This window comes from Celeribacter halophilus (genome assembly GCF_900114135.1).
In the GTDB taxonomy this organism is placed as follows: domain Bacteria; phylum Pseudomonadota; class Alphaproteobacteria; order Rhodobacterales; family Rhodobacteraceae; genus Celeribacter; species Celeribacter halophilus.
The window spans coordinates 233,609-259,109 of record NZ_FORY01000005.1; the positions used below are offsets into that span (position 1 = coordinate 233,609).

The following is a 25,501-nucleotide window of genomic DNA, read 5'->3' on the forward strand; positions in this document are numbered from 1 at the left end:
TGGCTATTATACCCTGCACGGGAGGCATGCCTCCTGGTACGATGGGTTCCTCTTTCATTGAGACACGGGGCCCCGGCCCACAGAATCCACTGCACGCTTGACCAGGGCCGAAAGTTGAGTCATGAATGAGGTGTATCGGGCTTCAACTTGATACACCTAAAGGGCCTCTGGAGCTGTAACTCCGAGGCCTTTTGCTTTTTCTAGGCCATGATTACTCCTTCCTCTTGGAAGTCGGGAAACAAATCCTCCGGCGATGCGCCCACGGCCAAAGCCAGTGCTTTTTCAATGCGCTGAGATCGGCACATCCGCTTGCCGACCAATGTCAGCGCGGAGTCGCTGACCCCAAGATCGCGCGAGATCTGCGCCAGTGAGGTTCCACGAATCCTGAGTTCCGCTTTCAGACGCTCATGGGCGTCCAGATCTGCCTTTGTCGGGGTGCGCAAGGGGCGATCTCCAGATTGTATGAGAGTGTAAAATGAGCCGAATTCACACCCCAGCTAAGGAACTCCACTCGAAGCAGTCAACCCCTCAAGATAATGCAATAAAACAAAAAATTGTCCGGACCGATTGGTCCGCACGGACCAATTGGTCCACTTACCTTAAATTATTGACCACTGAGACACTTTCTCAGTTAAGGTTCCTGAGTCGCCTTTTAAGGCTCAATCTTTGGATCAAGGGCTTTGGCCAACTCAGACAAACATTACGAATCGATTGCTAGACAGATAGGTGCGGCCAATCTATTGGCACTTCGTACATCTACCGGCATGAGCCAGCCACATTTCGCTGCGGTCATCGGTTTGTCAGACCGCGCACTACGTCGCTACGAACGTGGAGAGCGTGAGCTTCCTCAAAGGACTCGGCTTGCGATCATCCAAGCGTTCAAGATCGATCCGTTGGCGAGCGATCAGTTAGCCGCTGAGCTTGGATTTGCAGCCACGGACCTCTCATCCCGTCCGATAGGCCAAAAAACGAAGGATGGAAATTTCTGGAAATCGTTGAGAAGAGAAAGCCAGGACTTCAGAAAGCGGAACTATTCACCGCTCGGACAGCTTTTTCTAAAGATCCGTGACGAAGTTTATTTCTGCGCGACGATTTATTTCATGATGCAGAACATCGCCTTGGCCTTCGATCTCCCCTTCGGTTTCGAAATTAATGGCATCAACTGGATGTTTTTAGGCTCCTTCGGGGTGATCTTGCTCCTACTCCCATCCGTCGTCGCAGAGTTGCCCATAATAAAGGCGTCACAGTACATTCTCAGAAACTCTAAGGCGCGCATGTCGCCGTAACGCAACAGCATTCATAACGCAGAAGGGGCGGATTGCCGACATTCGCTACAGATGCGCGATCATTGGTTCTCAAAGTGAAAAGCCGACATTCATCCCCTACCTGCGCAGTAGCTCTTGCCGCGCTATGCACCAAGGTCAGCTATGCGCAGGATAGAGACCTTTGCAAAGTCGTGGTCAGCGGGCCACCTTGATGGGGCGAACGGCCCTAAGCGGTCATTAGCAAGGATCAGCATTGCCGCAGCGCGGCTTCCCCATACCGGACCTTCATGGCGTAGCGCAGCACAAACCAGGGCCCCAAGGTCAGCAGTGCGCAGAAAACGGCCAGCCAAGACCATAGACCGCCGCGCAGGGTGTCGCTCCCTTTTTAACCTGGTCGGTCGCTCAGGCCTTGGCGATGCAGTCGATTAGCGCGCCGAAGAACGGTCATTCGTTCTTCCCCGAAGAATGCCCTCTCTTCCGAACTCACCCTGCGCGCACCATAGGGACCCTCGCCAGGAATAAGCGTCAATCACGAATGCCACATACGCTCGCTAGATTCGGTGATCCGATGCTTGAGGCTCTTGCAAGTTACTGTCTATAAATAGATGTTTGCATGGTGTTTAGAGCTTACTTCGGGGCCTGAGGGGATTGGAATGGTGGTGTCAGAGGAGTTGCAACAAATAATATCTGTGGTCGCAGAAGCTGGATTCGAACACTTAGTGGGAGACATTCTGAGCTACGCACTTGGGCAACCGAATTCTTTCTTTGAAGGGGGCGATGATAGCGAAAAATGCCTCGAGCCGGAGGGTCAGATATTACGCGCAGTCGACTTCTTACGTTTTCAAACGTCTATTGCCGAAATGCACCTGAACGATGCCGAGAGTTTTGCGAACAACCTTCTAGAAGGCGGCAATACCTCAATCGCCTTTCTCCCATCACCGCAAGATGAATCACATCCAGAAGGTGGCTCGAAATCTGATTTTAGCGAGGGGTTGAGGGAGAAATGGGATGAGAATTCGAGGCTAGAAACTATTGCCAACCTCGAGACTATACTTAAAGACATTGAGAGAAGCGGATCAAAATAGTGCCCCTTTCACCGAACCAAATAGCACAGCTTCGACAAGTACTGCAGAATTTATCGGCCGCAAATTCAATTGCATCCGTCCCCGGAGGGCCGGGAAAAGCGCTTGAGGCATGGGTTTTTATGGCACTAGCCGATGCTGCGAACAGGCTTCCGACCTGGCGGGTCACATTGCGGCAAGGCGATGGCTCTCCGCTACCTGCCGGAGGCAGATTTCTGTTCTCTGGCGGTCCGTCAAGCCTGCCACGTGTGGTTGGTGATGCCTGCTTCGCTCGGATCGAACGCGTCGATGGAGCACCACTTGTGCTTGAATTGCACCATGGCCTACAGCACGTGGGAAGAAGTAGAGCAAGGCATGAATGGGATATTGCGTTATTGCCCCAACAGATAGCGGACCACATTAGATTGGGTAATGGAACATACCCTAAGGGGCTCCCCTTTTTGGGAATTGAGTGCAAAGACAAATCCAGCTCCGGTGATGCCAATGAGATGCGACAAACGCTCGCCAGAATGTTTGATCTAGCTCATGTAAGCCAGCTTCGACTTCCTAATTGCGCTAGATTGATGAGTGAGACTGGAGCATTCGGCATTGGTAGGAGATGGCCAACGTATGCCGCGAATTTTTCTAATGGATATTTTGGTATTGTGAGGGTTGGGGGATTTCAGCTGGGAGCTCGTCAGATGAGTGATTATTATTCTATTGGTCAGGTTGGGCAAATTAACCAGAACACCACTGCCACCTTGAATGCTCTCGAATCCATAATGACGAGAGTTCTGAGCCGGATTGATCGATTATATTAGGGCGGGCCTTCTACTTGGTATGAGCGTGAACGCGGCGGGAGAACGGAAATGATGATCGGGGCGTACTTGGCAACGAGCGTCATCCCTTGCCGGTCTGCGCTGCAGAGCCGCAAGTCCGCAATCCGCCCTTCGTGATGGACCGACACTTACGGCCCTTTGCGGTCATTGGCAGAGGATCATCATGCCGCATTGCGGACCTCCCAAAGCAGACGTCCGTACATGGCCAGAATTCAACTAGACAAAAATCATGTTTGCCACACTCGGATGCTCAACCTTTAGGTGTGTACTTTTCGTCTGATCGCGCTTTAGAGTGCCAGTATTTGGGAGGCATCCATGCAACTAGTTACATTTGAGATTGTGGGTTTTCGAGGTTACCGCGAACTCCGCAAAGTATCTTTGAAAAACCTCACCACCTTTGTAGGAAAAAATGATGCTGGTAAGTCTTCATTGATGGATGCACTTGACTTGTTTTTTGATGATTCCAAAAAGCTTGACAGAGAAGACTTATGCGTAGACCCAAACATAGACACAGTAGCTCTAACTGCGGAATTTTTGGAATTTCCAACAGAGCTAGTTTTGGATGCTGCAGCGGCCACAGCCCTCAACTCGGAACATCTTCTTTTTCAAAAAGAAGATGGTCAACGAGTGTTGAGGGTTGTTAAGGAATACAAGCCGGGCAAAGCTGCAGATGTGTTTGTTGAAGCAACGGCCCCGTTGTTGGAGCAGGGGCACCCGATTTTACTCAAACAAGCTGATTTGCGGAAACTTGGTCGTGAACTAGGGTTAGAGGAGAGTATTCCAGCAGCTGACCGGGTTAAGAATCCGCCATGGCGCAATGCCATATTTCAGCACTTTGCGGATGCTGCTCATGGAACTGTCAAAATCCCGATTGCTAAAGATGATGCCAAGAAAATCTGGGACCAGATAAAGCCTCACATTCCTTACTTTTGTTTGTTTAAGGTGGACCGTGCGAGTTCTGACCAAGATGGTGAAGCACGTGACCCTTTAGCCGTTGCAGCCAAGATCGCTATTGGAGAACGCGAAGCTGAAATAAATGCGATTGTTGAGCAAGTACAAGTGCGAGCAAACGAGCTAGTTGAGCGGACATTGCATAAACTTCAAGAGATGGCACCAGAATTAGCTGTAGGGCTGTCGCCAGACGTATCTGGCCAGCCGAAATGGGACAGCTTTAAAACCACCCTAAAAACTGAAGGGAACATTCCTTTCAATAAGCGGGGGTCGGGTACGAAACGCCTTGTACTATTGAATTTTTTTAGAGCAGAAGCCGAGCGCCGTTCCGAAGAAGACGGGCGTGGTGTGATTTACGCCTTCGAAGAACCAGAAAGCTCACAGCACCCCTCAAACCAACGACTGCTACTGGACAGCTTTAAACGCTTGGCGGAAGGCAACAGTGCCCAAGTGTTACTGACTACCCATTCACCGCTTGTCGCCCAAAATCTGCCAGCGGTATCCCTCAGGCTTATTACAAAAGAAGCGCAGGGAGCGTGCCCAACAATTGAAGAGGTAAGCGATGAAGGTGAAGCTGAGCTTCTTTTAAAAATCGCCGATGAATTGGGTGTTCTGCCGGACAACCGAGTAAGGGTGCTAGTGATGGTGGAAGGGCCTAACGATGTTAATTTTTTCGAAAATATTTTTACTGCTGTGTCCGGCATTGATCCAACTGTTCTTGATATTGCATCTTCTCCACAAGTCGCCCTTGTCCCTATGGGCGGAGCCGATCTAAAGCACTGGATAACAAGGCAATACCTACAGGGATTTGGTTGCGTTGAATATCATATCTATGATCGGGATTGCGGAGCGGAAGAGGTCGCCGCTTACCAAGCATATGTCGATCAAGTTAATGATGCAGACAACGCAAATACGGCTCGACTCACAAGTAAAAGAGAAACGGAGAACTATTTAAGCAGCATCGCCATATTCAACGAACTAACGATTGAAGTTGATGTAGACGACCAAACAAATGTTCCATTGGCTGTGTCGCAAGCTAGCAAATTAACTGAACTGGCGCCAGATATGGGGCAGGGTTCAGCTAAACGAATATTGAACACTAAGGTGGCAGCAGGAATGACAGCAGAAATGCTGTCTGAGAGGGATGGTGATGGGGATGTCGTCGGCTGGTTTAGAGAGATCACGGCGATAGTACAGGCCAACGAAAATTGATTTTCGGTTTTGGTTTAGATCAATCGAGTCTAACCAAAATCGCGATTGATCATGTCGGTCGGCGCTGCACAGCACCAATTTGGAAACAGAAAGAGCCCAAAAACTATTCATTTTGAAAGTGTTGAGAACAAACTCATAAGATCATTGTCGGAAAACTCCGCATCAGCGTGACTGCTTCGCCCTCGAGAGCTTGGCTGGTAGTCATCATAGTCTGGCACTTCGATTTCACTGATTTTCTCAAGCACCACGGTTTTCGCAGTTTCGGCGCTGCGACCGGTATGCCGTGCAATGAATTCCAGCATCTCTACGTGCTCGTTTAGTTCAGTTTCTGAAGAAAGGTCAGAGATTGTTGTTGAAATCTCATCAAACTCATAGTCAATCGCGGAGTTGATCGCGTCTTCAATGGGTCCGAGATCAATAGCTTCATCAAGGTACTCGTCTATGGCGTCTTTCACGGCGACCAACTCGTCCATCGGAACGCCAGCTTCGATTGCCTTCACTAGAGCGGCTTCAACTGAAATGAGCAGGACCTCTTTGACCTCCACACCAGGATCGACAAAGCCGGAAATCCTCCAATGAAGTTCTGGTAAGTCTCTAGCATCGCGTGAAGCTTCGATATCAAGAACGTCGCTCGTCAGAACTGAGATTGCAGCATCGAGAAAGCCACGGTCGTCGGCGTGTTCAAACAGATCAAGCAGAAAAGATCCGCGCTCAGCGATAGAAAGATCATCGAGTTCGCGGAACCAATAATTGTATTGCGCAGACTTCACCTTTGAAAAATTGGGGATTTGGTCCAGCTTGCTCGCGAACTCGCAGAATTCTTGCGCCAGCGCTTTCAGCTTGTCGGGATCGGTCCGAAACGTATTCTTCAAGTGGTCCCACAGATTTCGAGCCCATTCAGCTCGAACACTAAGTGTCGGGAGCAGGCCCAGAAAGCTTCCATCAGATAAATGCTCTTTTAGAAAGTCGCGGACTGATGGGTTCACAAACCGTACTTGGTTTCCGGAAATAGTAACAAAACCAGACTCGAGTGATTTAAGAGCTTCTTCGAAGTCCTCTGGCTTAGACGGCTGTGAATAATGTTCGCAGATCTTATTGTGTATCGCGTTGAAGTTTTCCCGCAGAACCTTGATAGGTTGGCGATACTGATTGCCAAAGTAGAGAGCCACAAGCAGATTCTGGCAGCGCATACTGAGACTGCGGTATGCCTTTGCCCAGATCAGCGCAGGATTTTCTAGGGTCTTGTAGGCAAATTTGGGATATTCAGATGGTTCCCATTCCTCAGGAAACTCCGCAGCTATATGCGCAATTAGGCGTGGATTGTAGTTTGGGTGGTCAACGACCTTCTTAAGCCAATCATCCTGAAGTAGAGCTTCTACATGGTCGCTCTTCAAATCTGAGGCGGCAAGATGGTTGAAAAAGATGCGCGCCTTGATTGAGCGAGTATATTGGCCGACATCCAGTAAAAATTTTGAAAGCTGGAAGCGGCCCTCATCCATATGGTCTGAAAGCCGTCGTGCCTCCTCAAAAATGTGCGCGCGCGTAGTGAGAATGAAACGAGAGTTTTTAGAAGCTCTGACGCGTTTAACAAATCTCGCAAGCTGCCCATCTCGTTGAATAAGCGCTTGGCGATCCAGCTCAATCTGACCGAGAAAATCATCAAAGAAGAAGATGGTTCGCTTTTCCTCATCGAGTTTGGCAAAGCCATCGTCGAGAGATCTTATCGCGCAAAATTGCCAATCGTCGTTAAGATAGTGATAGGTGAGCATTTTGGCCAGCGTGGTCTTCCCCACCCCTGGCGGGCCAGACACAACGAGGACGCGATTTAGTTCGAGCTTTTCAAAAGCGGCGTCAAAACTTGGGTTACGAACATAGACTCGCAACTCGTCCAAAATTTCGGCTTTGGTCGCCTCCGTATGGGCCTCAAGACCTGACTGCAGCACCCTCTCCAAGACTGCCGTACTAGTCATCCAGAGTTTCAAATTTGCCTTTTCGATGTCCGGGTGACGCTTCAGCGCGGCCTCAATGTCTTCCGCACCCCAAATGTCTTCCTGATGTTTGAGGCGATCACCTAACACATCTGCCAGTTCGTTGCTGCGTGCAGGTGTCAACGATTGAGACGTCAAAAAAATGTAACGACTTGGATTTAGAAGGTCGATCTTCGGCACTTCATTTTTCAAAGCCAACTTCAGCTGAGAAAACGTTGAATCCAGATAATGCTTACACTGAAGAACGGTCGACCTAGTACCCTTCGAATGCCTGCCATCAACACCGCCATCCGCTCCCGCACCAAACGCAGAAAATCGCTGACCGGTCTCAGCTTGCAGGATATCGCGACACAGATCTTCAAAATCCGGAGCTGACAGATTTCCAAGCCTATTCATGTCCGTCGCCCACCAAATATTTCAGCAATGGGTTCACTCTACCCAATCCTAAAATGGATAAAAACCACTCTCTAGTCCTCGCGTGCCGTGTTCGTGCCCGATCCTCTTGATGGCGTTTCGCGAGTGTCGGCTTTTAAAGTAAACGAGGAGAAATAACGCTGTTGCAGCGAAATTCCGCTTTCCGCCCTCACTTTTGAAAATGCCTGATGCTGTGGCTGCACAGGTCATGTCCGCTTCGGGCTGGGAACGGTCATCCGGTTGGTCGCGCCGAAGCCTACGAGGTTAAGATCTGCGTGCCGCACCGCCGCAAGTCCGGTTTGAGCCGACTTTGACAATTTTCTGCTTTGCAGCCAAAGTCCACATTGGGATCTGCGGAGTTGATCTCGGTCAAAACCAACCAAACGTTCATAGAGTCCTTCATGCCCAAAAACTGCGCGCTTTGTTTACAAGAGCGGGAACTGAAAAACAGTCACATCATGCCACAGAGCATGTATAGGGCTGCTGGAAGGGCTGGCGAACCATTTGAAAGTGATCTGATCCACGTTGATCACATGCGAGGTACAGCGGTCAGAACCTCGAAACAACTCAAACAAAAACTGCTGTGTGAAAGCTGTGAAGACAAGTTTAGCCGGATAGGTGAGGACTACTTTGCTAGAATTTGCTTTCAAGGAGCGGGGACCTTTGAGCTCAGAGGGGAGCTACACGGACTAACCCCTGACGAAATTTCTTCAGGCAGAAAAATGTGGCTCGAAAGCAGCGCGGAATCTGTCCTGAACACCTCTGCAATAAAGTACTTTGTTGTCAGTATTCTATGGCGTCATTCGATTTGCTCTCTAAGTGGGCACGCCTCTCACTATAAAGGGATGCTAGGGAAGAAGTACGAAGAGCAGTTTAGGCTGTATCTAGTTGAAGAAATGAATTTCCCCGAAAATGTGCAAATACTCTCGTATGTTGACGACAACGCTGAGAGGGCCTCAATGATTAGTCATCCAACTTGCGAAAAATGTAGTATTTCTGGTGTTTCAGTCAAGACGCACTCATTTTCCGTCCCTGGCGTTCGGTTCCGGGTGCTTGTTGGTGGTGGCGTAGAAAGACTTAAGCGTGAAATTAACAGCGACTTAATTTTTTATCAGTGGAGCTCAGCTCAAACGGAATATGCAAAAGATATCGCGACTAAGCTCTACCGTATTAAGCCAAAAGGTAGGTTCCAAAAAGAGGCGGAACAAATTCTGCCGAAAGCTTCGGGGCTGAAGGATAGCAATTGACGCCATACTTGGAAGAATTTTTCGTCAGTCCCAACTTGCGCCAATATACCAGACATTGGAGCAGCCGCAGCGAAAGTTCACTTTGTCTCGCATTGCCGACATCGAACTGGTCAAAATGCTGCGCAACTGTTCCAACGTCCGCTTTGGTGAAGCTGCAGTACAGCGCCTTGAACCTCTGCCAAAGTCCGCAAAGGGCCGTATACGGTGTCCCGTTTTGAATTTTTGAGCAACACTCTTACTGAACCGAGATCGGTCGCAGCATGTCATTGGTGTCAAGTTTGAGTACGCTGCACCAGAGCGGGCTTTTGAATACATGACATACGTGATTGCCGGGGCCGTCTTCGCGGCTCTCTATCAGAAACCCTGCCCATTCAAGCGGTCGCAGAACGCATGATGAAAATGCGGCCATCTCACGCCACCCTGAGGTATGCCAGTCTTGCGGCTCACCATAGAATGTTTTGAATAAGGCTGCCTCGGTCGTGCCATGATCGGCCTCTACGTTAATCACGTTCACCCAAACGTCCCAATTTCCGAAAGGACGACTATCGAAGCGCGCATAGGATGTGTGATCGATCTGGAGCAAAAAGTACGGGATCAGCTCAGCAAAAAGACGGCCAGGAGCTTGCGCCAGATCTGCGCCGCGTTTGGTCAACCGAAACTCACCCTTGAAGTGCCGTCCCAAGCGCAACGAAATAAGCAGGAAATGCAAAATTTCGAGTGGGGGGAATTCGAATTCATTGATCACCTTGTTATAGCGAAACATCTCTTCAGCGCCTTTCCCCGGCCAATCGAAATGCTCGACTGCCCAATGAACGAAAGTACGCTTGAAGGCCTTGGTTTTGGTCAAGCCGATTGAACCATGTTCCTGTGTATATTGCAGGGTCAAAAGAGCACCCCGAAGCAGCGGAGAAAGTGCGAGTTCGGGATGGTCATCGGCGACAAGACGAAATTCAATCATGACAGGATGCTGCCACAGGCCGTGCAACATTTCCATAATATCCGCGCTGCTGACGCTCTGATACACAAAATTGCGGCGCGATGGATGAATGTCCGGTCCCGTGAAGCTGCGCCGCAGCGCTCGACCATCAAGTTGATGGCCGCAATGAGCCGTAAGGGTCATTTTTCGGTTGTTAGGTCGACATTTACATCCTCGCGCCAGTAGATCCGGCTTAGATCATGGGGCATCGCCAACAGGGTCACATTGGCATTTCTAAGTTTCATCGAAAATGCGCCTTGTGGGCGCTGCGTGATCTCGGCGAGCTCACCCAAGGAAATGAAGCTCTTCTGAAATTGCGCCAGACTATCAGCGGTAACAACTGTCGCCCCTCGGCGGTAGAGTTCTGAGGCATCCCCCCCGCACAGCATCCCATGCTGGATCAAATACCCTACTGTTTTGACTGTCACTTTTAACTGCCGGGCGGCGTCACCGACAGAGAGGCTGCTCTGTCCCGACACCCTGACGTTATCAGCACCATACGCGCTAGTTTTAGCTTTCTCATGCGAACTTTGCCCGGCCCGAAAGAACTTCTTCTCGCGCTCGTAGGCGTCAAGCATTTTCTGGGTTACAAAGTTCAGCGGTACGATACCGCCACCAGCATCACGCGTTGCGAGACCTCGATAAAGCAGATCCTCCGCATTGCGCTTGGCGAACCCCTTCAGCGAGAGTGATTTCTGTGGGTTCGACGAAGCTATTCCCTCCGAAGGCACGCCAAGAACCAGGACTCCTTTCCTGACGGAAAAGTTATCGAAAACGTGTCGCCGCACGACGTCACGCAGAGGCTCGAACTCATCGCCGAGACTCCGGCCCCTCAACCACGCCATCCATGGGCCAAAGAGGCGACCGAAGAACCTCCCGTCCACTCCGTCCACACGAGCCATCACAGATAAGCAGTCGGAAAGAGAGTCAGGACCGTCTTTCAGTATCTCGTAACCCAAAGCGCCATAGTTCATCCAGTCTGGCTCACTGTGCCCCGCTAACGCGGCATCTGGTCCCTTTGCGATACGCAGCCCCAGCACTTCACATGCGCGTGACGCAACGTTGAGCTCGAGACGGTCGATCCATCTGTCGCCCCGCCCGCTCAGGATGCGGTTCGCAAGATACGCCTCGAAAGGGCTAGAGGGCGCCTGGACCACCGGCTGATCCATGATCCAACCGTAGTGTTTTTGCAGCTGCGCTGCGAAGTCTCTGGCGTCCTTATTGAACCTCTCAGACGGAAGGCATTCGAGCATGCTGCCGTGTTCCGGGCAGCTCCTGATTGATGAAAATTTCCACTGAAGGCGGCGCGGCACACGCCACGGCTCCGCGACTGACGGCATCTCGGACCGTATACACTCCGGGCAGACGCGAATGCGCGTGCGCTGAAAGCTCTGGAGAGAGGCAAATTCTTCTCTCAGACGGAAGTGGCCCTTACCGAGGTGGCGGATAGATACCCGCACCAATGCGCCCACGTCACACCCTGCAAGTTGCGCCAATTGCTCTATGGCCACCTTCTCGCCACGAAAGAGCGGGTCGATCGGAAAGGCAATATCGCCGCAGAACCTCTGCATCGAAATAGCGCCGTTCCTGGCCGCAAGTCGTGACAGCAAGGAAGTAGCAGGCTCGCACGCAGCATGTGCCACCGTCAGCGGCAACTGCGGGAAGTTCGTTCCGGGAGTGGCAGGTAGGCTTTTGACCAAGCGAGGCTTCCGAGATCAGACAAAGGCAAGATGTACTTGATCTTACGATCACCCGCTCAACTGAGCAACGATACTATGATTTCAGGAATTCCGCCAACTGGGTCAGTTATCTGTCACAAAAGTCGGTTTTGCTTGGCATCTGACAAAAAGAAAATGGTGCACCCGAGAGGATTCGAACCTCTGACCCCCTGATTCGTAGTCAGGTACTCTATCCAGCTGAGCTACGGGTGCACTGTGTGGGCGGAAATACATATAAGCTCGGAGGGGCGCAAGAGGCATTTGACATAAAAAGTAAAAAAATGTCACGCGGCAGCCTGATGCCTCAAATTGCAGCCTGCGGATCGCTCTCTTTTGTCGAAGCTTCACCTGCGCCCTGATGGGAAAACCCTTTCGGCAGATGGATGGCAAAGGCGGTGCCCTGTTCGTCGGAGCGTTCCAGCACAAGCCGCCCGCCATGTCCTTTCGACAGTTCGGCTGAGATCGCAAGGCCAAGGCCAAACCCGCCCTTGCGTGTGCCGCCCTGAAACGGCTGGAACAGGTATTCGCGGGCTTTGGGCGGCAGGCCCGGCCCCGTGTCGGTCACGGAGATCACCCATTCGTCCTCGTCTTCGCGTCCGGCCACAGAAATCTCGCCGGGCTTGCCCGTAGCCATGATCGCCTGACGGGCATTGCGCACCAGATTGGAGAGCACGCGGTGCATTTGTTCAGGATCGGCGCGCACCACCATGGTGGCGGGGATGTCTTCGGAAAAGGACAGGTCGAAGTCGCCGATGGAGAGACGCTCGCCCTCGATGACCTCGCTCACCAATTCGGCCAGCCGCACGCCGGTAAGCGTTGGCGCGGGTTCCTCGGCCTTGCCAAAGGCCAGCGTCGTCTCGCAGAGGTTCACGGCCCGCTGGATCGAGTTCACCAGTTTCGGCGCGGATCGCGTCACGGCGGGGTCGTCGGACATTTCCAGACGGTCGGTAAACAATTGCGCTGTGGTCAGGATGTTGCGCAGATCATGCGAGACCTTGGCCACCGCACCGCCCAGTTGCGCCAGCCGCTCCTTTTGCCGAAGGGAGGCGGTGAGCTCGGTTTCCATGGCCTGCAGCGCGATCTCCGCCTCGCGCAGTTCCGGCACTTTTGCGGAAGGTTCAATGATGCGGCGCGCGTCTTCTGGCGCTTGGGTATAAGAAGTCATCGCGCCGACCACCCGCTTGATCGGACGCACCAGAAGGGCACGCACAGCGAGAAACAGGAAAAACGCGGTGATGAAAGAGATCACTGCCGACAACAGCAGGATGCGAAAACCGTAATCGAGCATCGCCACACGCAAAGGCGCCGTTGGCAGCGTGACCTCGATCAACAGCCCCGCCTGTTTGACCGGATCACCGATTACACGTATGACGCGTTCTTCAGGATCGAACAGCGTCACCATCGCGTCACGAATCAATTCGAACCCCGTGGCCTCGCGCAAATCATAGGTGGCGTGAATCTGGTCAGGGATCGGGGAGGACAAAACAAGCTGGCGAATCTCGTTGCGCCGCAAGACCACGTTATAAACGCCTGCGTTTTCCAGAAGTTCGTCTTCGAGGTCCATGTCGAGGCTGTCATTGGCCAGAAGCGCAAGCGAAGCGATCTGCGCACGCTCCAGCCGAGACAGTAGAAAATCCTCACGAAACCGTGCGACAGAGGGCATAAAAATCATGATTTCTGCGGCCATCACGAAGATGACCGTCAGAATCAGGAAGCGCCCAGACAGGGTATTGATGAAACGCGATAACGACATGGTTCCTCTTCGCCGCTGGGGAAGACCTTTGACCTAGGGCACAAGTCTCTGAATTGTTTTGACGATCGTTTTGACCTTGCGGCTTTCGAACAGTCTGGGTGTAAAATAGGCACTCACGGCGCGCTTGTTAAGCTCGGCCAATGTCGGATATGGCGCGACCATGCCCGCAATTTTGCTCATCTTGAGGTTCAAAGACAGAACCAGAGACCAGAAAGCAATCATTTCCCCTGCATCCGGCCCGACAATCGTGACACCGACGGGGCGGGATTTGACGACCATCAGTTTGATAAAACCGCTGCCCGCCCCTGCCCGTCCGGTCGCGATCGCCCTGTCATTGCCGGAAATCTCGGCACGCACGACTTCGAGCTTGTCCTGATAGGTTTCGCGCGCGTCCGCTTCGGTCAGACCGACCTGCGCGAGTTCGGGGCTGGTGTAGGTGGCATGGGGAATGTGGTGACGCGCTGCCTTGGCTGGCAAGCCGAACAGAAGCGGACGAATAACCACACCCGCCTGATAACCCGCCACATGGGTGAATTGCATCCCGCCTGCGATCACATCCCCAATGGCATAGATCCGGCGATTCGACGTACGCAGGTTATCCCCCACCTTGATGCCGGTCTTGGTGCGATCCACTTCCGCATGTTCAAGGCCGAGGTTTTCAGAATTGGCACGCCGTCCTGTGGCCACCAAGAGATGCGATCCTGTGACCGTCTGCCCGTCGGACAACGTCACACAGGTCTGCCCGTCAACAACAGAGACACGTTCCGCGCCCTTGCCTTCGATCAGCGTCACACCTTCGGCTTGCAATGCAGCTTTGACCACACCTGCGGCCTCGGCATCTTCACGCCCGAGTGCCGCGAAGGCCTCGATCACCGTCACCTGCGCCCCCAAGCGCCGATGCGCCTGCGCCATTTCCATGCCGATGGCTCCGCCGCCCAAAATGACGAGATGCTCCGGACAGCTGGTCAGGCCCCAGATGGTTTCATTCGTCAGATAGGGCACGGAGGCGAGGCCTTCGATCTCCGGCACGCGTGGGCTGGACCCTGTGGCGATAACGAAACGGCGCGCCTTGATGGTCACACCACCGGCGTCCAAGGTTGTGGGCGAAGTAAACCGTGCCTCGGCGCGAATGACTTTGCAGCCTAGCTCCTCAAACCGTTCCTGACTGTCATGCGGCGCAATGGTTGCGATGGTCTGCTGCACATGGGCCATAGCATCAGGATAGCTCATGCCTTTGGCCGCCGCGTGCAAAAGCGCCTTGGAGGGCACACAACCGGAGTTGAGGCAATCGCCGCCCATCTCTCCTTTTTCGATCAACACAACTTGCGCGCCCATCTGAACCGCGCCCGCCGCAACTGACAAACCGCCAGAACCGGCACCGATCACGCAAACGTCTGTTTTAATATTGGTCATACGACCTCCTTACGCCAAGTCTTCCACAGAACTGGCAAGAGTGCGAGCAAGCAAAGCCCTAAAAGCGGCAAAAGAATCTGTGGCGCGAAGATAATGCCGAGGTCGGGCACTTCCCCCGCCTCGAACACAGCGCCAAGTCCTGCCCCGACAGATGTATAGACCAGGGTTCCCGGAATGATGCCCAAGGCCGTCGAAATCACAAAGCGCGAGAAACGCACGTCAAAGAGTGCAGGCAACAGGTTCGCCACGAAGAACGGCACCACGGGCAAAAGCCGGATCAGAAAAAGCATGGACCATTGATTTTCATCAATGCCGCGCTTGATCTTGTGGATGCGCCCCTCGGTGGCGTCAATCTTGCTCGAGAGCCAGTCGCCCAACCCCCAGCGTGCCGCGAGAAACAACAAGGACGCGCCCAGAACCGCACCCGAGATGTTAAAAAGCACCCCCGGAAAAGTGCCGAACAAAAAGCCGCCTGTCAGCGTGGCCACGGTCGCACCGGGCAAAGACAGGCCGACAATCGCCGCGTAACAGATGACAAAGACCAGCACGGCAAGACCGGTATGAGCCTCAGTATAAGAGAGAAGTATTGCGCGGTTGGCCGCAAGCGCCTCAAAACTGAGATGCTCCCGAAGCAACACGGCAAGCCCCGCAGCCACAAGGGCCAAAAGCACCAATGGCCATATATGACGTTTTTCTACAGTTTCCGACACGCGTCTATCCTTTGATCTGGGTGTTTGCGGCAACATGGTGCGTCGCATTTGCCGAAACCAGCATTTTCGGCCATATTCACGGCTCAGTGATGGTCTGTTATGAGAAACCGACCTCAATGGGAGATTTGTTACAGATTTCCGACGCATGAGAATTGACAACTGTCCGAGAGCCTCCTATTGGCAGGGCTTCGAACGATTACTCGCCTTCGAATCCCTTTGTCATGCCGCAGGGTTTGCATTTGGGGGATTTGGGCCCCAACGCAACCGATGGAGATAGCGCGATGAAACGCACCTATCAACCGAGCAACCTCGTCCGCAAGCGCCGCCATGGCTTCCGTGCCCGTATGGCCACTAAAGCGGGCCGCAAGGTTCTGAATGCACGCCGTGCTCGCGGCCGTAAGTCCCTTTCCGCGTAATTCACGCTTAGGGACGCCTGTATAGGCTTCAAGACGATGACACCGCCGGACGCACCCACAGCAAAGGCCAAGGCCGGAGCCCACGGGTCGCAGTCGGCGGTTTTGTCATGCGCAAATGATGCGCCTCCGATGGAAACCCTCGCCAAGCGCGCGGATTTCCTCAAGGCTGCCCGTGCGCGCAGGCAAGGCACGTCGAGCTTTCTTTTACAGGGCCGTAAACGCGGGGATGACGAGCCTGCCAAAGGCATTCGCGTCGGCTATACCTGCTCCAAAAAGGTCGGCAATGCCGTCGCCCGCAACCATGCCAAACGGCGGTTGCGCGAAGCGGCACGTCTGCTGATCCCCGAACTCGGACAAGACGGCTGGGACTATGTTCTAGTCGGCAAGAAGGGCGACACCCGCACGCGTCCCTTCGACCTGCTCCTCAAAGACCTCCGATATGCTCTGAAAAAAGTTCACGGAGATGCAAAGGCGGGGCGATCATGACCCCGCTGGCCTTTATCGTATCCCTGCCCGTCCGCGCCTATCGCCGGATTTTCTCGCCCTTCGTCGGGCATAATTGCCGGTATCAGCCGACCTGTTCTGCCTATGCACTCGAAGCTCTGGAAAAACATGGCGGGATCAAGGGCACATGGTTGACGCTGCGCCGGATCGGGCGCTGTCACCCCTTGGGCGGCATGGGCTATGACCCTGTTCCGGAACCGAAATCCACGCCCTTCCCCCCGAAAAAGCCAAGCGAGGAAAACTCCGATGCTTGATGATCTCGACGACATCCACCCGCTGTTTCACGGCGCTCCTTCCACAACGGAATTCAAAAAGCTGCGCAAACGGATCATCCGCAATGTGCGCGAGGCGATCGAGCAATACGGCATGGTCGAACGCGGCGCGAAATGGCTGGTGTGCCTGTCCGGTGGCAAGGACAGCTATACGATGCTTGCCGCACTCTACGAACTCAAGTGGCGCGGCCTGTTGCCAGTGGAGCTTGTCGCCTGCAATCTCGATCAGGGCCAACCCGGCTTTCCGGCGACCGTCCTGCCCGAGTTTCTGGAGCGTATGCAGGTTCCCCATCGCATCGAATACCAAGACACCTATTCCATCGTCATGGACAAGGTGCCGCAGGGACGGACCTTCTGTGCGCTCTGTTCCCGCCTTCGCCGCGGCAATCTCTACCGAATCGCCCGCGAAGAAGGCTGCACAGCGGTCGTGCTCGGACATCACCGTGATGACATTCTGGAAACCTTTTTCATGAATCTCTTCCACGGCGGACGGCTTGCGACCATGCCGCCGAAACTGGTGAACGAAGAAGGAGACCTCTTTGTCTATCGTCCTATGGCCCATGTCGCAGAAGAGGATTGCGAGAGATTCGCACATGCGATGAACTACCCGATTATCCCATGCGATCTCTGTGGCTCTCAGGACGGGTTGCAGCGCCAGCAGGTCAAGCAAATCCTTGACGGATGGGAGAAAAACAGCCCCGGCCGCAGGCAGGTGATGTTCAAAGCCCTGACCAACATCAGACCCTCGCATATGATGGATCCGAAACTGTTCGACTTTCTGGGCCTCACACGCTCCAATCCGGCGGAGAACAGTGAAAATACAGACAATTCTAACGAAATTCCAAAGCTGCGTTAACCGCCAGACTACTTTCTTGCTGCACTCTCCCCGACACCACGGCCATCCGGCCAAAAACTATCGGGACAGAGATCATGCAAAAATTCATCGCAGACACGCTTCATCGCCTGCGCGACACCCTCACGGGACCACATACGATCGCATTTCTGCCCGCCCTTTGTCTGGGGGCCTATTGGTTCGGCGGGGAACACATGCTGATCCTCTGCGCACTTGTGCTTCCCGCACTGGCCGCTGTGTTGAATTTGACCATATCAACCACGCCCAAAACAGAACGCGCCACAGCGCTTGCCAAAGACGGGCTAACCGGCCTGCCGCTACCCGAAAGGCTTGTCGCATCCCTCGATCACATTCTGGACAGTCATGCGGTTGCCGGAAAGACAACGGCATGTCTCGCCCTAGAAATTGATGATTTTCATAGCCTTCAGGCGATGTTCGGCAATACCGCCGGCGACCACCTCCTGACCAATGTTGCCCAAAGATTGCAGGATGCCTTGCGCGAAGACGATACAATCGTGCGTCTGCGTGGGCCACGTTTCGCCATTGCTCTTGCCCCTATGCGCACCGCCGATCTGGAGACGCTGATTCAACTGTCGTCGCGCATTCAAATGGCCCTGACCGAGCCTTACCCGCTCAATGCGACCAAGGTGTTCATCACCTGCTCCATCGGGTTTTGCACACCGAACCGCGCCCCGTCTCTTTCGGGGCAAGCCTTTCTGGATGCCGCCGAAACTGCGCTCGGTGACGCGCAACACAATGGCCCCGGTTCCATTCGCGCCTACTCCCCCGCGCATCGCAGGAAACCGGCGGAAAAGTCTCCTGTGTCCACAGACGTCGGACAAGCCCTTGAAAACGAAGGGATTGTTCCGTGGTTTCAGCCACAAATCTCGACAGACACGGGTGAAGTTTCCGGCATGGAGGCATTGGCCCGCTGGACGCACCCCAAACACGGCGTTCTCTCTCCCGCAAAATTCATGCCCGACATTACGGACCTCGGCCTGACAGAGCGCCTGAACGAAGTCATGCTCTACCATGCGCTCATGGCACTTAGAACCTGGGATCGCGCGGGCTTTCATATTCCTGCGGTTGCCGTCAATTTTTCATCGACCGATTTGGCGAACCCGAAACTTGTCGACAAAATCCGTTGGGAGTTGGATCGTTTCGAGTTGGAGCCCTGCCGGCTGAACGTAGAGATTCTGGAATGCGTCATTTCGATTTCGGACTGTGATACGATCAGCCGGAACATCTGCGCTCTTAAAGAAATGGGGTGCGGTATTGATCTGGACGACTACGGGACGGGCCATGCTTCCATCGCCAACATCCGTCGATTTGCGGTGGACCGGATCAAAATTGACCGCTCTTATGTGTCCCGCTGCGATCTGGACCAAAGCCAGCAAAGCATGTTGGCCGCCATCCTTAGCATGGCTGAGCGTCTGGACCTGCAAACTCTGGCCGAAGGCGTGGAAACATTCGGCGAGCACGCCATGCTGGCACAACTTGGCTGTGATCATGTGCAGGGCTATTCTGTTTCCGCTCCGATGCCTCTTGAGGAAACGCAGGAATGGATGGAGCGGCATAAACGCAAATTGGCTCAAACACCGCGGATAGGGCGCCGCACCGGTTGATCACATTGCTGCATTTTCCAAAAGAAATCCCCGAAACCGCTTGACCTCAGGCCTTCTGGAAGGTTGAACCCTTCGAGACTGAATTCCAACAATCGGGCGGCCGAGATGGACGATCAAAACAAGAACTTGATTCTTGCCGTTGTACTGAGCGGCATCGTATTACTGGGGTGGACAATATTCTTCCCGGCCCCGGAACCTGTTACGGATCCGAATGCTTCTGTCGCGACAGAAACGGCTGCTACACAGAATACGAACACAACAACAGCTATTGCCCCTCCGGCGGCAACCGGACAGAGCGACGCAACGGGTTCTGAGTTGCAAACAGCCACTCAGGCCGCAGATGCCCCGCGCCTGACCATTGAAACCCCTCGCGTCGAAGGATCTATTTCCCTGATCGGCGGGAGAATCGACGATCTGGCACTGAAAGATTACAAGGTCGAAATCGACGGGGACGAGATAGTCACCCTGCTCGAACCCGTTGGCGCGGAAGCGCCCTATTATGCGACCTATGGCTGGGCTCCGGGTGGTTCTCTGACCATCGACGATGTCCCCGGCGCCAATACGCTCTGGTCCGTTGAGGACGGGGCCACATTGTCTCCCGACACACCGGTCACCCTGACTTGGGACAACGGCAAGGGTCTTGTCTTCCACCGCAAAATCGAGATCGACGAAAACTATCTCTTTACAGTGACGCAATCGGTGGAGAACAACACAGACGCGGCTGCCCGCCTGTTCTCCTACGGCGTAGTCGCACGTCACGGCACACCAGAAGTCTCCAAATACTTCGTGCTGCACGAAGGGCTTGTGCGCCTGTCTGACAAAGAACTCGACGAAGAAAAATACAAAAACATCGCGGATTTCGACTTCGACCCACGCGAAGGTGGCCGGACCTCCACCATCTCTGTGGAAAGCAACGGCTGGACGGGCTTTACCGACAAGAACTGGATGACGACCCTGATCCCGACACCGGGTCAGAGCTTCACCTCGGTCGCGAAGTTCGTAGAAACCGCAAATATTTACCAAGTCGAAACACGTATGCCCACGGTTGATGTTGCCCCCGGCACATCCGCCGAAAGCACGTCTTACCTCTTCGCCGGCGCAAAAGAATGGGAAACCATCAAGCACTACGAAGAAGACAAGGGCTTCTACCGTTTTGTCGATTCGATTGACTGGGGCTGGTTCTGGTACTTCACCAAACCGATCTTCCGTATCCTGCACGCTCTGAACGGTCTGATCGGCAACATGGGCTGGTCCATCGTGCTCCTCACGCTGATCATCAAAGGCGTCATGTTCCCGCTGGCTTATAAATCCTATGTCTCGATGGCACGGATGAAAGAGCTTCAGCCGGAAATGGAAAAACTCAAAGAAGCCGCTGGCGACGACAAGGAAAAACTCCAGCGCGGCATGATGGAGCTTTACAAGACGAACAAGGTGAACCCCGCCTCCGGCTGTTTGCCGCTCCTGCTGCAAATTCCGGTGTTCTTCTCGCTCTACAAGGTGATTTTCGTCACCATCGAACTGCGCCACGCACCTTGGATCGGCTGGATTCGCGACCTCTCCGCACCTGATCCGAGCTCCATCCTGAACCTCTTCGGCCTGTTGCCCTATGCGCCGCCGGAACCGGGCTCCATGCTCGCCTTCCTGAGCCTCGGCATCCTGCCGATTCTGCTCGGGATCTCCATGTGGTTGCAACAAAAACTGAATCCGGCTCCCACGGATGCATCGCAAGCCATGATCATGGCATGGATGCCTTGGGTGTTCATGTTCATGCTGGGCAACTTTGCTTCAGGTCTGGTGCTTTACTGGATTTGCAACAACACAATCACGTTCACACAACAGTACCTGATCATGCGCAGCCACGGACACAAACCCGATGTCTTCGGCAACATCCTGCGCTCGCTCAGGCTCAAGAAAAAGGACGCCTGAACAAGGCGTGAAACCGATGGATCTACCATTCCCCATCGCTGAACCAGATGAAGCGGCCCTTGAAAAGGGCCGCTTGCTGTTTGCTGGCGAAACCGAATTTCTCAAAGGCGTCGTCGCTATGGACGGCATGCCCCCCGCCGACCGGTTGGAGGTCTGCTTTGCGGGCCGCTCGAACGTCGGGAAATCCTCCCTGATCAACGCGCTCACGGGCCGCAAGGCTCTGGCACGCGCCTCGAACACACCGGGCCGGACGCAGGAAATCAACTTTTTCACCTGCGCGGACAGCCACTATCTCGTCGACCTTCCCGGCTACGGCTTTGCCAAAGCCCCTGTGAAAACGGTTGAGAAATGGCAGCGATTGCTCAAAGCATACCTGTCTGGCCGCGCCACCTTGCGCCGCGCCTTCGTCCTGATCGACAGCAGGCACGGCGTGAAAGACGTTGACGAAGAGATCATGACACGCCTCGACAAGTCCGCCGTGACATTTCAGGTCGTGCTGACCAAGGCAGACAAGGTCAAGGAACAGGAACGCGAAAAAGTCATCGCACAAGTCCGCCAGGCGGTCTCCAAACACCCCGCGGCCTACCCCGAGCTGATTGTCACCTCCTCGGAAAAAGGCTGGGGCGTCGATGTGTTGCGTGCGGTGATCGCCACACTCGTCTGAAGCCACGCCCGCAAACATGTCTCAAACGTTTGCGGGTGGCTCTGGCGAAAACGATGATGTCGCAAGTCTGCTTGGCGACACGCGCGGAACCCTGTATTGAGGGTCAAACCTCGTCTGGAATTCCGAACATGAAGAAGCAAGACATGAACAGAGACTGGATCGCGACCGCCCGTACCCTATCCCAAGCGCTGCCCTATTTGCAGCGATATGAGGGGGCGACCGTCGTGATCAAGCTCGGCGGGCACGCCATGGGATCTGATGAAGCCATGGAGAGTTTTGCCCGCGATGTGGTGCTGATGCAGCAGGTCGGCGTGAAACCTGTGGTCGTCCATGGCGGCGGCCCCATGATCAACAAGATGCTCGGACAACTCGGAATTGAGAGCAGTTTCGTGAACGGCAAACGCGTGACCGACAAGGCCACCGTCGAAGTGGTCGAGATGGTGCTCTCCGGTCTTGTGAACAAACGCATTGTGCAGGCCATCAATTCTCAGGGTGGCCGCGCCATCGGGATTTCCGGCAAGGATGCCAATCTGATGGTCTGTGAACAGGCCGACCCCGAACTCGGTTTTGTCGGCGCGCCGGTGGCGATGGACCCTTCGATTGTCCATGAGCTTGGCGAAGAGAACCTGATTCCGGTGATTGCCCCCGTAGGTGCGGGACGTGACGGGGAAACCTTTAACGTAAACGGCGACACGGCGGCCGGTGCCATTGCGGGTGCACTCCACGCGGACCGACTTTTGCTTCTGACCGATGTCTCCGGCGTGAAAGATGCCAATGGCGAGGTGCTCACCTGCCTGTCGTCGCAGCAGATCAAGGATTTGACCGAAGCGGGCGTTATCGCCGGTGGTATGATCCCCAAAACCCAGACCGCGCTGGATGCACTGCGCGACGGGGTGCGGGCGGTGGTCATCCTTGACGGGCGCGCGCCCAATGCCTGCCTTCTGGAGCTTTACACGGAACATGGGGCGGGCTCGCTCATCCGCGACACGCAGCCGCGTGTGAAACCTACGGCAAAGACAGTCTGATGCCTCGCCTGATCCTGATGCGCCATGCCAAATCGGGATGGGACGATCCGCGTCTGGACGATATTGACCGCCCACTTAATGCACGCGGCCAACGCAATGCGGTGACAATGGGCGCTTGGTTGAAAACCAAGGGCTACATCCCCGATCAGGTGCTTCTCTCTTCATCAATCCGCACCCGCGAGACTTTGGATCGGGTGACGCGCGGGCTGGGCCTATGCCCGAACACGACCGTTTTGGACGCGCTCTACCTCGCCTCCGAACATCGGATTCTGAGTGCATTGAAAAAGGCAACGGGGGACTGCGTGCTCCTCATCGCGCATAATCCCGGCATCGGGGAATTTGCAGCGGATTTTGCCTCTCACCCGCCGCTTCATCCGGATTTCCTACGCTACCCGACGGCGGCCACCGCCGTTTTCGACCTGAAGGCGGATAACTGGGAACAGGCGCGGTTCGGGGAAAACGAGGTGATTGACTTTGCCACCCCGCGAGAACTCGAAGCGGAGACATGAAAAAGGCGCCCCGAGAGGCGCCTTTGTCTTTAAGAGCGTGGCGTTCAGTGCCCGAGAATTTGCGAGAGGAACAATTTGGTCCGCTCGGATTTCGGGTTGTTGAAGAACTCTTCAGGCTCGTTCTGCTCCACGATCTGACCTTGGTCCATAAAGATCACGCGGTTGGCGACCTGACGGGCAAAGCCCATCTCGTGGGTCACACACAGCATGGTCATCCCTTCTTCCGCCAGTTCGATCATGGTGTCGAGCACCTCCTTGATCATCTCCGGATCAAGTGCGGAGGTCGGCTCGTCAAAGAGCATAATACGCGGCTGCATACAGAGCGAACGCGCGATGGCCACACGCTGTTGCTGGCCACCTGACAGCATACCGGGGTATTTGTCCGCCTGCTCGGGGATTTTCACCTTTTCGAGGAAGTGCATCGCCAGTTCCTCCGCTTCCCGTTTCGGCGTCTTGCGCACCCACATAGGTGCAAGGGTGCAGTTCTCCAGAATGGTCAGGTGCGGGAACAGGTTGAAGTGCTGAAAGCACATGCCCACTTCCGAGCGGATCTTGTCGATGTTTTTCAGGTCCGAGGTCAGTTCGGTCCCGTCGACAATGATCTTGCCCTTCTGGTGTTCTTCGAGCCGGTTGATACAGCGGATCATGGTGGATTTGCCGGAGCCGGACGGCCCCGCAATCACGATCCGCTCGCCTCGGTTCACGGTGAGGTTGATGTCACGGAGAACGTGGAATTCTCCATACCATTTGTTCATGTTCGTGATCTGGATCGCCACCTCGTCGGAGACGGTCAGTTTCGAACGGTCGATAGCGCGGTCTTGTGCGAGAGACATTTCCGGTCTCCTTTCTTAACGATGGTCGGTGCGGAGCTTGCGCTCCAGCCACTGAGAATAGCGGGACATGGCGAAACAGCAGATCCAGAAGACGAGGCCGATAAAGATGAACAGCTCCCAATAGATACCGTTCCAGGCCGAGTTGGCGCGGATGGCATTCGAGAGCCCCAGCATGTCGTAGATGCCGATGAACATCACCAGTGTCGTGTCTTTGAACAGGCCGATAAACGTGTTCACGATGCCCGGAATGGAGATCTTGAGCGCCTGCGGCATGATGACCAGACGTTGTGCTTTCCAGTAATCGAGCCCCAAGGCGTCAGCCGCCTCATATTGCCCTTTCGGGAGCGCCGCGAGACCACCACGGATCACCTCGGCCATATAAGCGGAGGAGAAGAGCGTCACCATGATGATCACCCGCAAGGTCAGATCGAACGCCGTGCCCGGAGGCAGGAAGTAGTTCAACAGAAGCGATGCGGTGAACAGCAGGGTGATCAGCGGCACACCGCGAATGAACTCGATGAACCCGACGCAGATGGTTTTGACCACGAAGAGGTCCGACTGACGCCCCAGCGCCAGAACGATGCCGATGGGCAGAGAGAGCGCGATGCCGGAGATGCCGATGATCACACAGATCATAAACCCGCCAAGATCGCGGCTCTGGACCTCTTGGAGGTGCCCGAAAGGCAGGAATGCATTGAGCCCATCAACCACAGAGGGGCTGATAAAGAGCCACCAGATCGCGGCGACCACCACAGCCGCAATGGCAGACAGCGCCATAGAGCCGTAACGGTCCACGAGTTTGAAGGCCACTCCACCGAGAACAAAACCGGCCGCAACCGAAATCACCCCCCAGAGCGTGCCGCCCCAGACCAGCCACACGAGCAGAAAGGGAAACGCCATAGTCAGGTAGAGCATTTTCCGCGGAATTTTGTCGAACAGGACAGGCGCCAGAGAAGCCAGCATCAGGAAGAAGGCAAGATTTGCACGCCAGTATTCCGTGTCAGGGTAGAACCCGTAGAGCAACTGGTTCCAGCGTTCCGTAATCACGGCCCAACAGGCATAATGGGTGTTGCCAAACCGTTCGTTGAGAACCGCGCGGCATTCTTCCAGTGAACTTGCGTCCCAGACGCCGCCCAGAAGCCACGGCAATGCGGCGGCGGCAACTTTGTAGATCACGAAAATCGAGACCAGTGTCAGGATGGAATTGAACCACCCGGAGAACAGGTTCTCCCGCACCCAGCGGGTAAACCCGACTTGGGAGCGCGGCGCAGGTTGCTGTTCCAGGATTTCTTTGCGCACATAGGAGAGGGACTTTGTCGTGCTCATC

General features: G+C 54.4%; 22 protein-coding genes and 1 tRNA gene. 13 read left to right on the forward strand and 10 right to left on the reverse strand.

What is annotated here, in order from left to right:
* Positions 1 to 200 precede the first annotated feature (200 nt).
* Positions 201 to 443, reverse strand: a complete 243-nt coding sequence (locus BM152_RS07200) for a helix-turn-helix domain-containing protein (protein ID WP_065322577.1) — start codon at positions 441 to 443, stop codon at positions 201 to 203.
* A 237-nt stretch (positions 444 to 680) separates the two neighbouring features.
* On the opposite strand from BM152_RS07200, the gene BM152_RS07205 reads away from it, so the two are divergent.
* The 3 genes from BM152_RS07205 (at position 681) to BM152_RS07215 (ending at position 5,328) form a co-directional block, all read left to right on the forward strand.
* Positions 681 to 1,286, forward strand: coding sequence for a helix-turn-helix domain-containing protein (locus BM152_RS07205; protein WP_066599025.1), 606 nt, complete (start codon positions 681 to 683; stop codon positions 1,284 to 1,286).
* A gap of 632 nt (positions 1,287 to 1,918) precedes the next feature.
* Positions 1,919 to 2,350, forward strand: coding sequence for a hypothetical protein (locus tag BM152_RS07210; RefSeq protein WP_066599023.1), 432 nt, complete (start codon positions 1,919 to 1,921; stop codon positions 2,348 to 2,350).
* A 1,130-nt stretch (positions 2,351 to 3,480) separates the two neighbouring features.
* Positions 3,481 to 5,328: an ATP-binding protein gene (locus tag BM152_RS07215; RefSeq protein ID WP_066599020.1), complete on the forward strand. Its 1,848-nt coding sequence runs from the start codon at positions 3,481 to 3,483 to the stop codon at positions 5,326 to 5,328.
* 107 nt (positions 5,329 to 5,435) lie between these two features.
* Here BM152_RS07215 and BM152_RS07220 read toward each other — a convergent pair whose 3' ends face one another.
* Positions 5,436 to 7,712: an nSTAND3 domain-containing NTPase gene (locus tag BM152_RS07220; protein WP_074914069.1), complete on the reverse strand. Its 2,277-nt coding sequence runs from the start codon at positions 7,710 to 7,712 to the stop codon at positions 5,436 to 5,438.
* A gap of 419 nt (positions 7,713 to 8,131) precedes the next feature.
* Between BM152_RS07220 and BM152_RS07225 the strand changes: the two genes are divergently transcribed.
* Positions 8,132 to 8,977 carry a hypothetical protein gene (locus BM152_RS07225; RefSeq protein WP_139222481.1) on the forward strand — a complete coding sequence of 282 codons (846 nt, stop codon included), beginning with the start codon at positions 8,132 to 8,134 and terminating at the stop codon, positions 8,975 to 8,977.
* A gap of 235 nt (positions 8,978 to 9,212) precedes the next feature.
* On the opposite strand, the gene BM152_RS07230 is transcribed toward BM152_RS07225, so the two are convergent.
* From BM152_RS07230 to BM152_RS07255, 6 genes are all read right to left on the reverse strand, one after another.
* Positions 9,213 to 9,935 (reverse strand): hypothetical protein, encoded by a 723-nt coding sequence (locus BM152_RS07230; RefSeq protein ID WP_066599125.1) that lies wholly within the window; start codon positions 9,933 to 9,935, stop codon positions 9,213 to 9,215.
* A gap of 158 nt (positions 9,936 to 10,093) precedes the next feature.
* Positions 10,094 to 11,653, reverse strand: coding sequence for a TniQ family protein (locus BM152_RS07235; RefSeq protein ID WP_231730460.1), 1,560 nt, complete (start codon positions 11,651 to 11,653; stop codon positions 10,094 to 10,096).
* 154 nt (positions 11,654 to 11,807) lie between these two features.
* Positions 11,808 to 11,884 (reverse strand) — tRNA-Arg (locus BM152_RS07240).
* A 91-nt stretch (positions 11,885 to 11,975) separates the two neighbouring features.
* Positions 11,976 to 13,424, reverse strand: coding sequence for a sensor histidine kinase (locus tag BM152_RS07245; RefSeq protein ID WP_066599011.1), 1,449 nt, complete (start codon positions 13,422 to 13,424; stop codon positions 11,976 to 11,978).
* Positions 13,425 to 13,457: 33 nt separating this feature from the next.
* Positions 13,458 to 14,837: a dihydrolipoyl dehydrogenase family protein gene (locus BM152_RS07250; protein ID WP_066599010.1), complete on the reverse strand. Its 1,380-nt coding sequence runs from the start codon at positions 14,835 to 14,837 to the stop codon at positions 13,458 to 13,460.
* A complete protein-coding gene (locus tag BM152_RS07255) occupies positions 14,834 to 15,547 on the reverse strand; it encodes a TVP38/TMEM64 family protein (RefSeq protein ID WP_066599007.1) in 714 nt (237 codons plus the stop codon). The genes BM152_RS07250 and BM152_RS07255 overlap by 4 nt, the downstream gene beginning before the upstream one ends.
* A gap of 281 nt (positions 15,548 to 15,828) precedes the next feature.
* Here BM152_RS07255 and rpmH point away from each other — a divergent pair, with 281 nt between their 5' ends.
* The 9 genes from rpmH to BM152_RS07300 all read left to right on the forward strand — a co-directional run bounded on the left by rpmH (position 15,829) and on the right by BM152_RS07300 (position 23,341).
* Complete coding sequence (rpmH, locus tag BM152_RS07260) at positions 15,829 to 15,963, forward strand: 50S ribosomal protein L34 (RefSeq protein ID WP_043868490.1); 135 nt, start codon at positions 15,829 to 15,831, stop codon at positions 15,961 to 15,963.
* Positions 15,964 to 15,999: 36 nt separating this feature from the next.
* A complete protein-coding gene (rnpA, locus tag BM152_RS07265; RefSeq protein ID WP_066599005.1) occupies positions 16,000 to 16,449 on the forward strand; it encodes a ribonuclease P protein component in 450 nt (149 codons plus the stop codon).
* Positions 16,446 to 16,721: a membrane protein insertion efficiency factor YidD gene (gene yidD, locus BM152_RS07270; RefSeq protein WP_066599002.1), complete on the forward strand. Its 276-nt coding sequence runs from the start codon at positions 16,446 to 16,448 to the stop codon at positions 16,719 to 16,721. Before rnpA ends, yidD begins: the two co-directional genes overlap by 4 nt.
* Positions 16,714 to 17,595 carry a tRNA 2-thiocytidine(32) synthetase TtcA gene (gene ttcA, locus BM152_RS07275; protein ID WP_066598999.1) on the forward strand — a complete coding sequence of 294 codons (882 nt, stop codon included), beginning with the start codon at positions 16,714 to 16,716 and terminating at the stop codon, positions 17,593 to 17,595. Before yidD ends, ttcA begins: the two co-directional genes overlap by 8 nt.
* Positions 17,596 to 17,669: 74 nt before the next feature.
* Entirely contained in the window at positions 17,670 to 19,217 is a 1,548-nt protein-coding gene (locus BM152_RS07280) for a putative bifunctional diguanylate cyclase/phosphodiesterase (protein WP_066598997.1), read from the forward strand.
* A gap of 105 nt (positions 19,218 to 19,322) precedes the next feature.
* The gene (yidC, locus tag BM152_RS07285) at positions 19,323 to 21,143 is read left to right on the forward strand and encodes a membrane protein insertase YidC (RefSeq protein ID WP_066598995.1); all 1,821 of its coding nucleotides are present in this window, start codon (positions 19,323 to 19,325) and stop codon (positions 21,141 to 21,143) included.
* Positions 21,144 to 21,159: 16 nt separating this feature from the next.
* Positions 21,160 to 21,807, forward strand: a complete 648-nt coding sequence (gene yihA / locus BM152_RS07290; RefSeq protein ID WP_066598993.1) for a ribosome biogenesis GTP-binding protein YihA/YsxC — start codon at positions 21,160 to 21,162, stop codon at positions 21,805 to 21,807.
* A gap of 128 nt (positions 21,808 to 21,935) precedes the next feature.
* A complete protein-coding gene (argB, locus tag BM152_RS07295; RefSeq protein WP_066598991.1) occupies positions 21,936 to 22,832 on the forward strand; it encodes an acetylglutamate kinase in 897 nt (298 codons plus the stop codon).
* A complete protein-coding gene (locus BM152_RS07300; RefSeq protein ID WP_066598989.1) occupies positions 22,832 to 23,341 on the forward strand; it encodes a SixA phosphatase family protein in 510 nt (169 codons plus the stop codon). The genes argB and BM152_RS07300 overlap by 1 nt, the downstream gene beginning before the upstream one ends.
* A 44-nt stretch (positions 23,342 to 23,385) precedes the next feature.
* On the opposite strand, the gene BM152_RS07305 is transcribed toward BM152_RS07300, so the two are convergent.
* Both BM152_RS07305 and BM152_RS07310 read right to left on the reverse strand, forming a co-directional pair.
* Complete coding sequence (locus BM152_RS07305) at positions 23,386 to 24,174, reverse strand: amino acid ABC transporter ATP-binding protein (RefSeq protein WP_066598988.1); 789 nt, start codon at positions 24,172 to 24,174, stop codon at positions 23,386 to 23,388.
* A 15-nt stretch (positions 24,175 to 24,189) separates the two neighbouring features.
* Positions 24,190 to 25,500, reverse strand: a complete 1,311-nt coding sequence (locus BM152_RS07310) for an amino acid ABC transporter permease (protein ID WP_066598985.1) — start codon at positions 25,498 to 25,500, stop codon at positions 24,190 to 24,192.
* Between the last annotated feature and the right edge of the window lies 1 nt (position 25,501).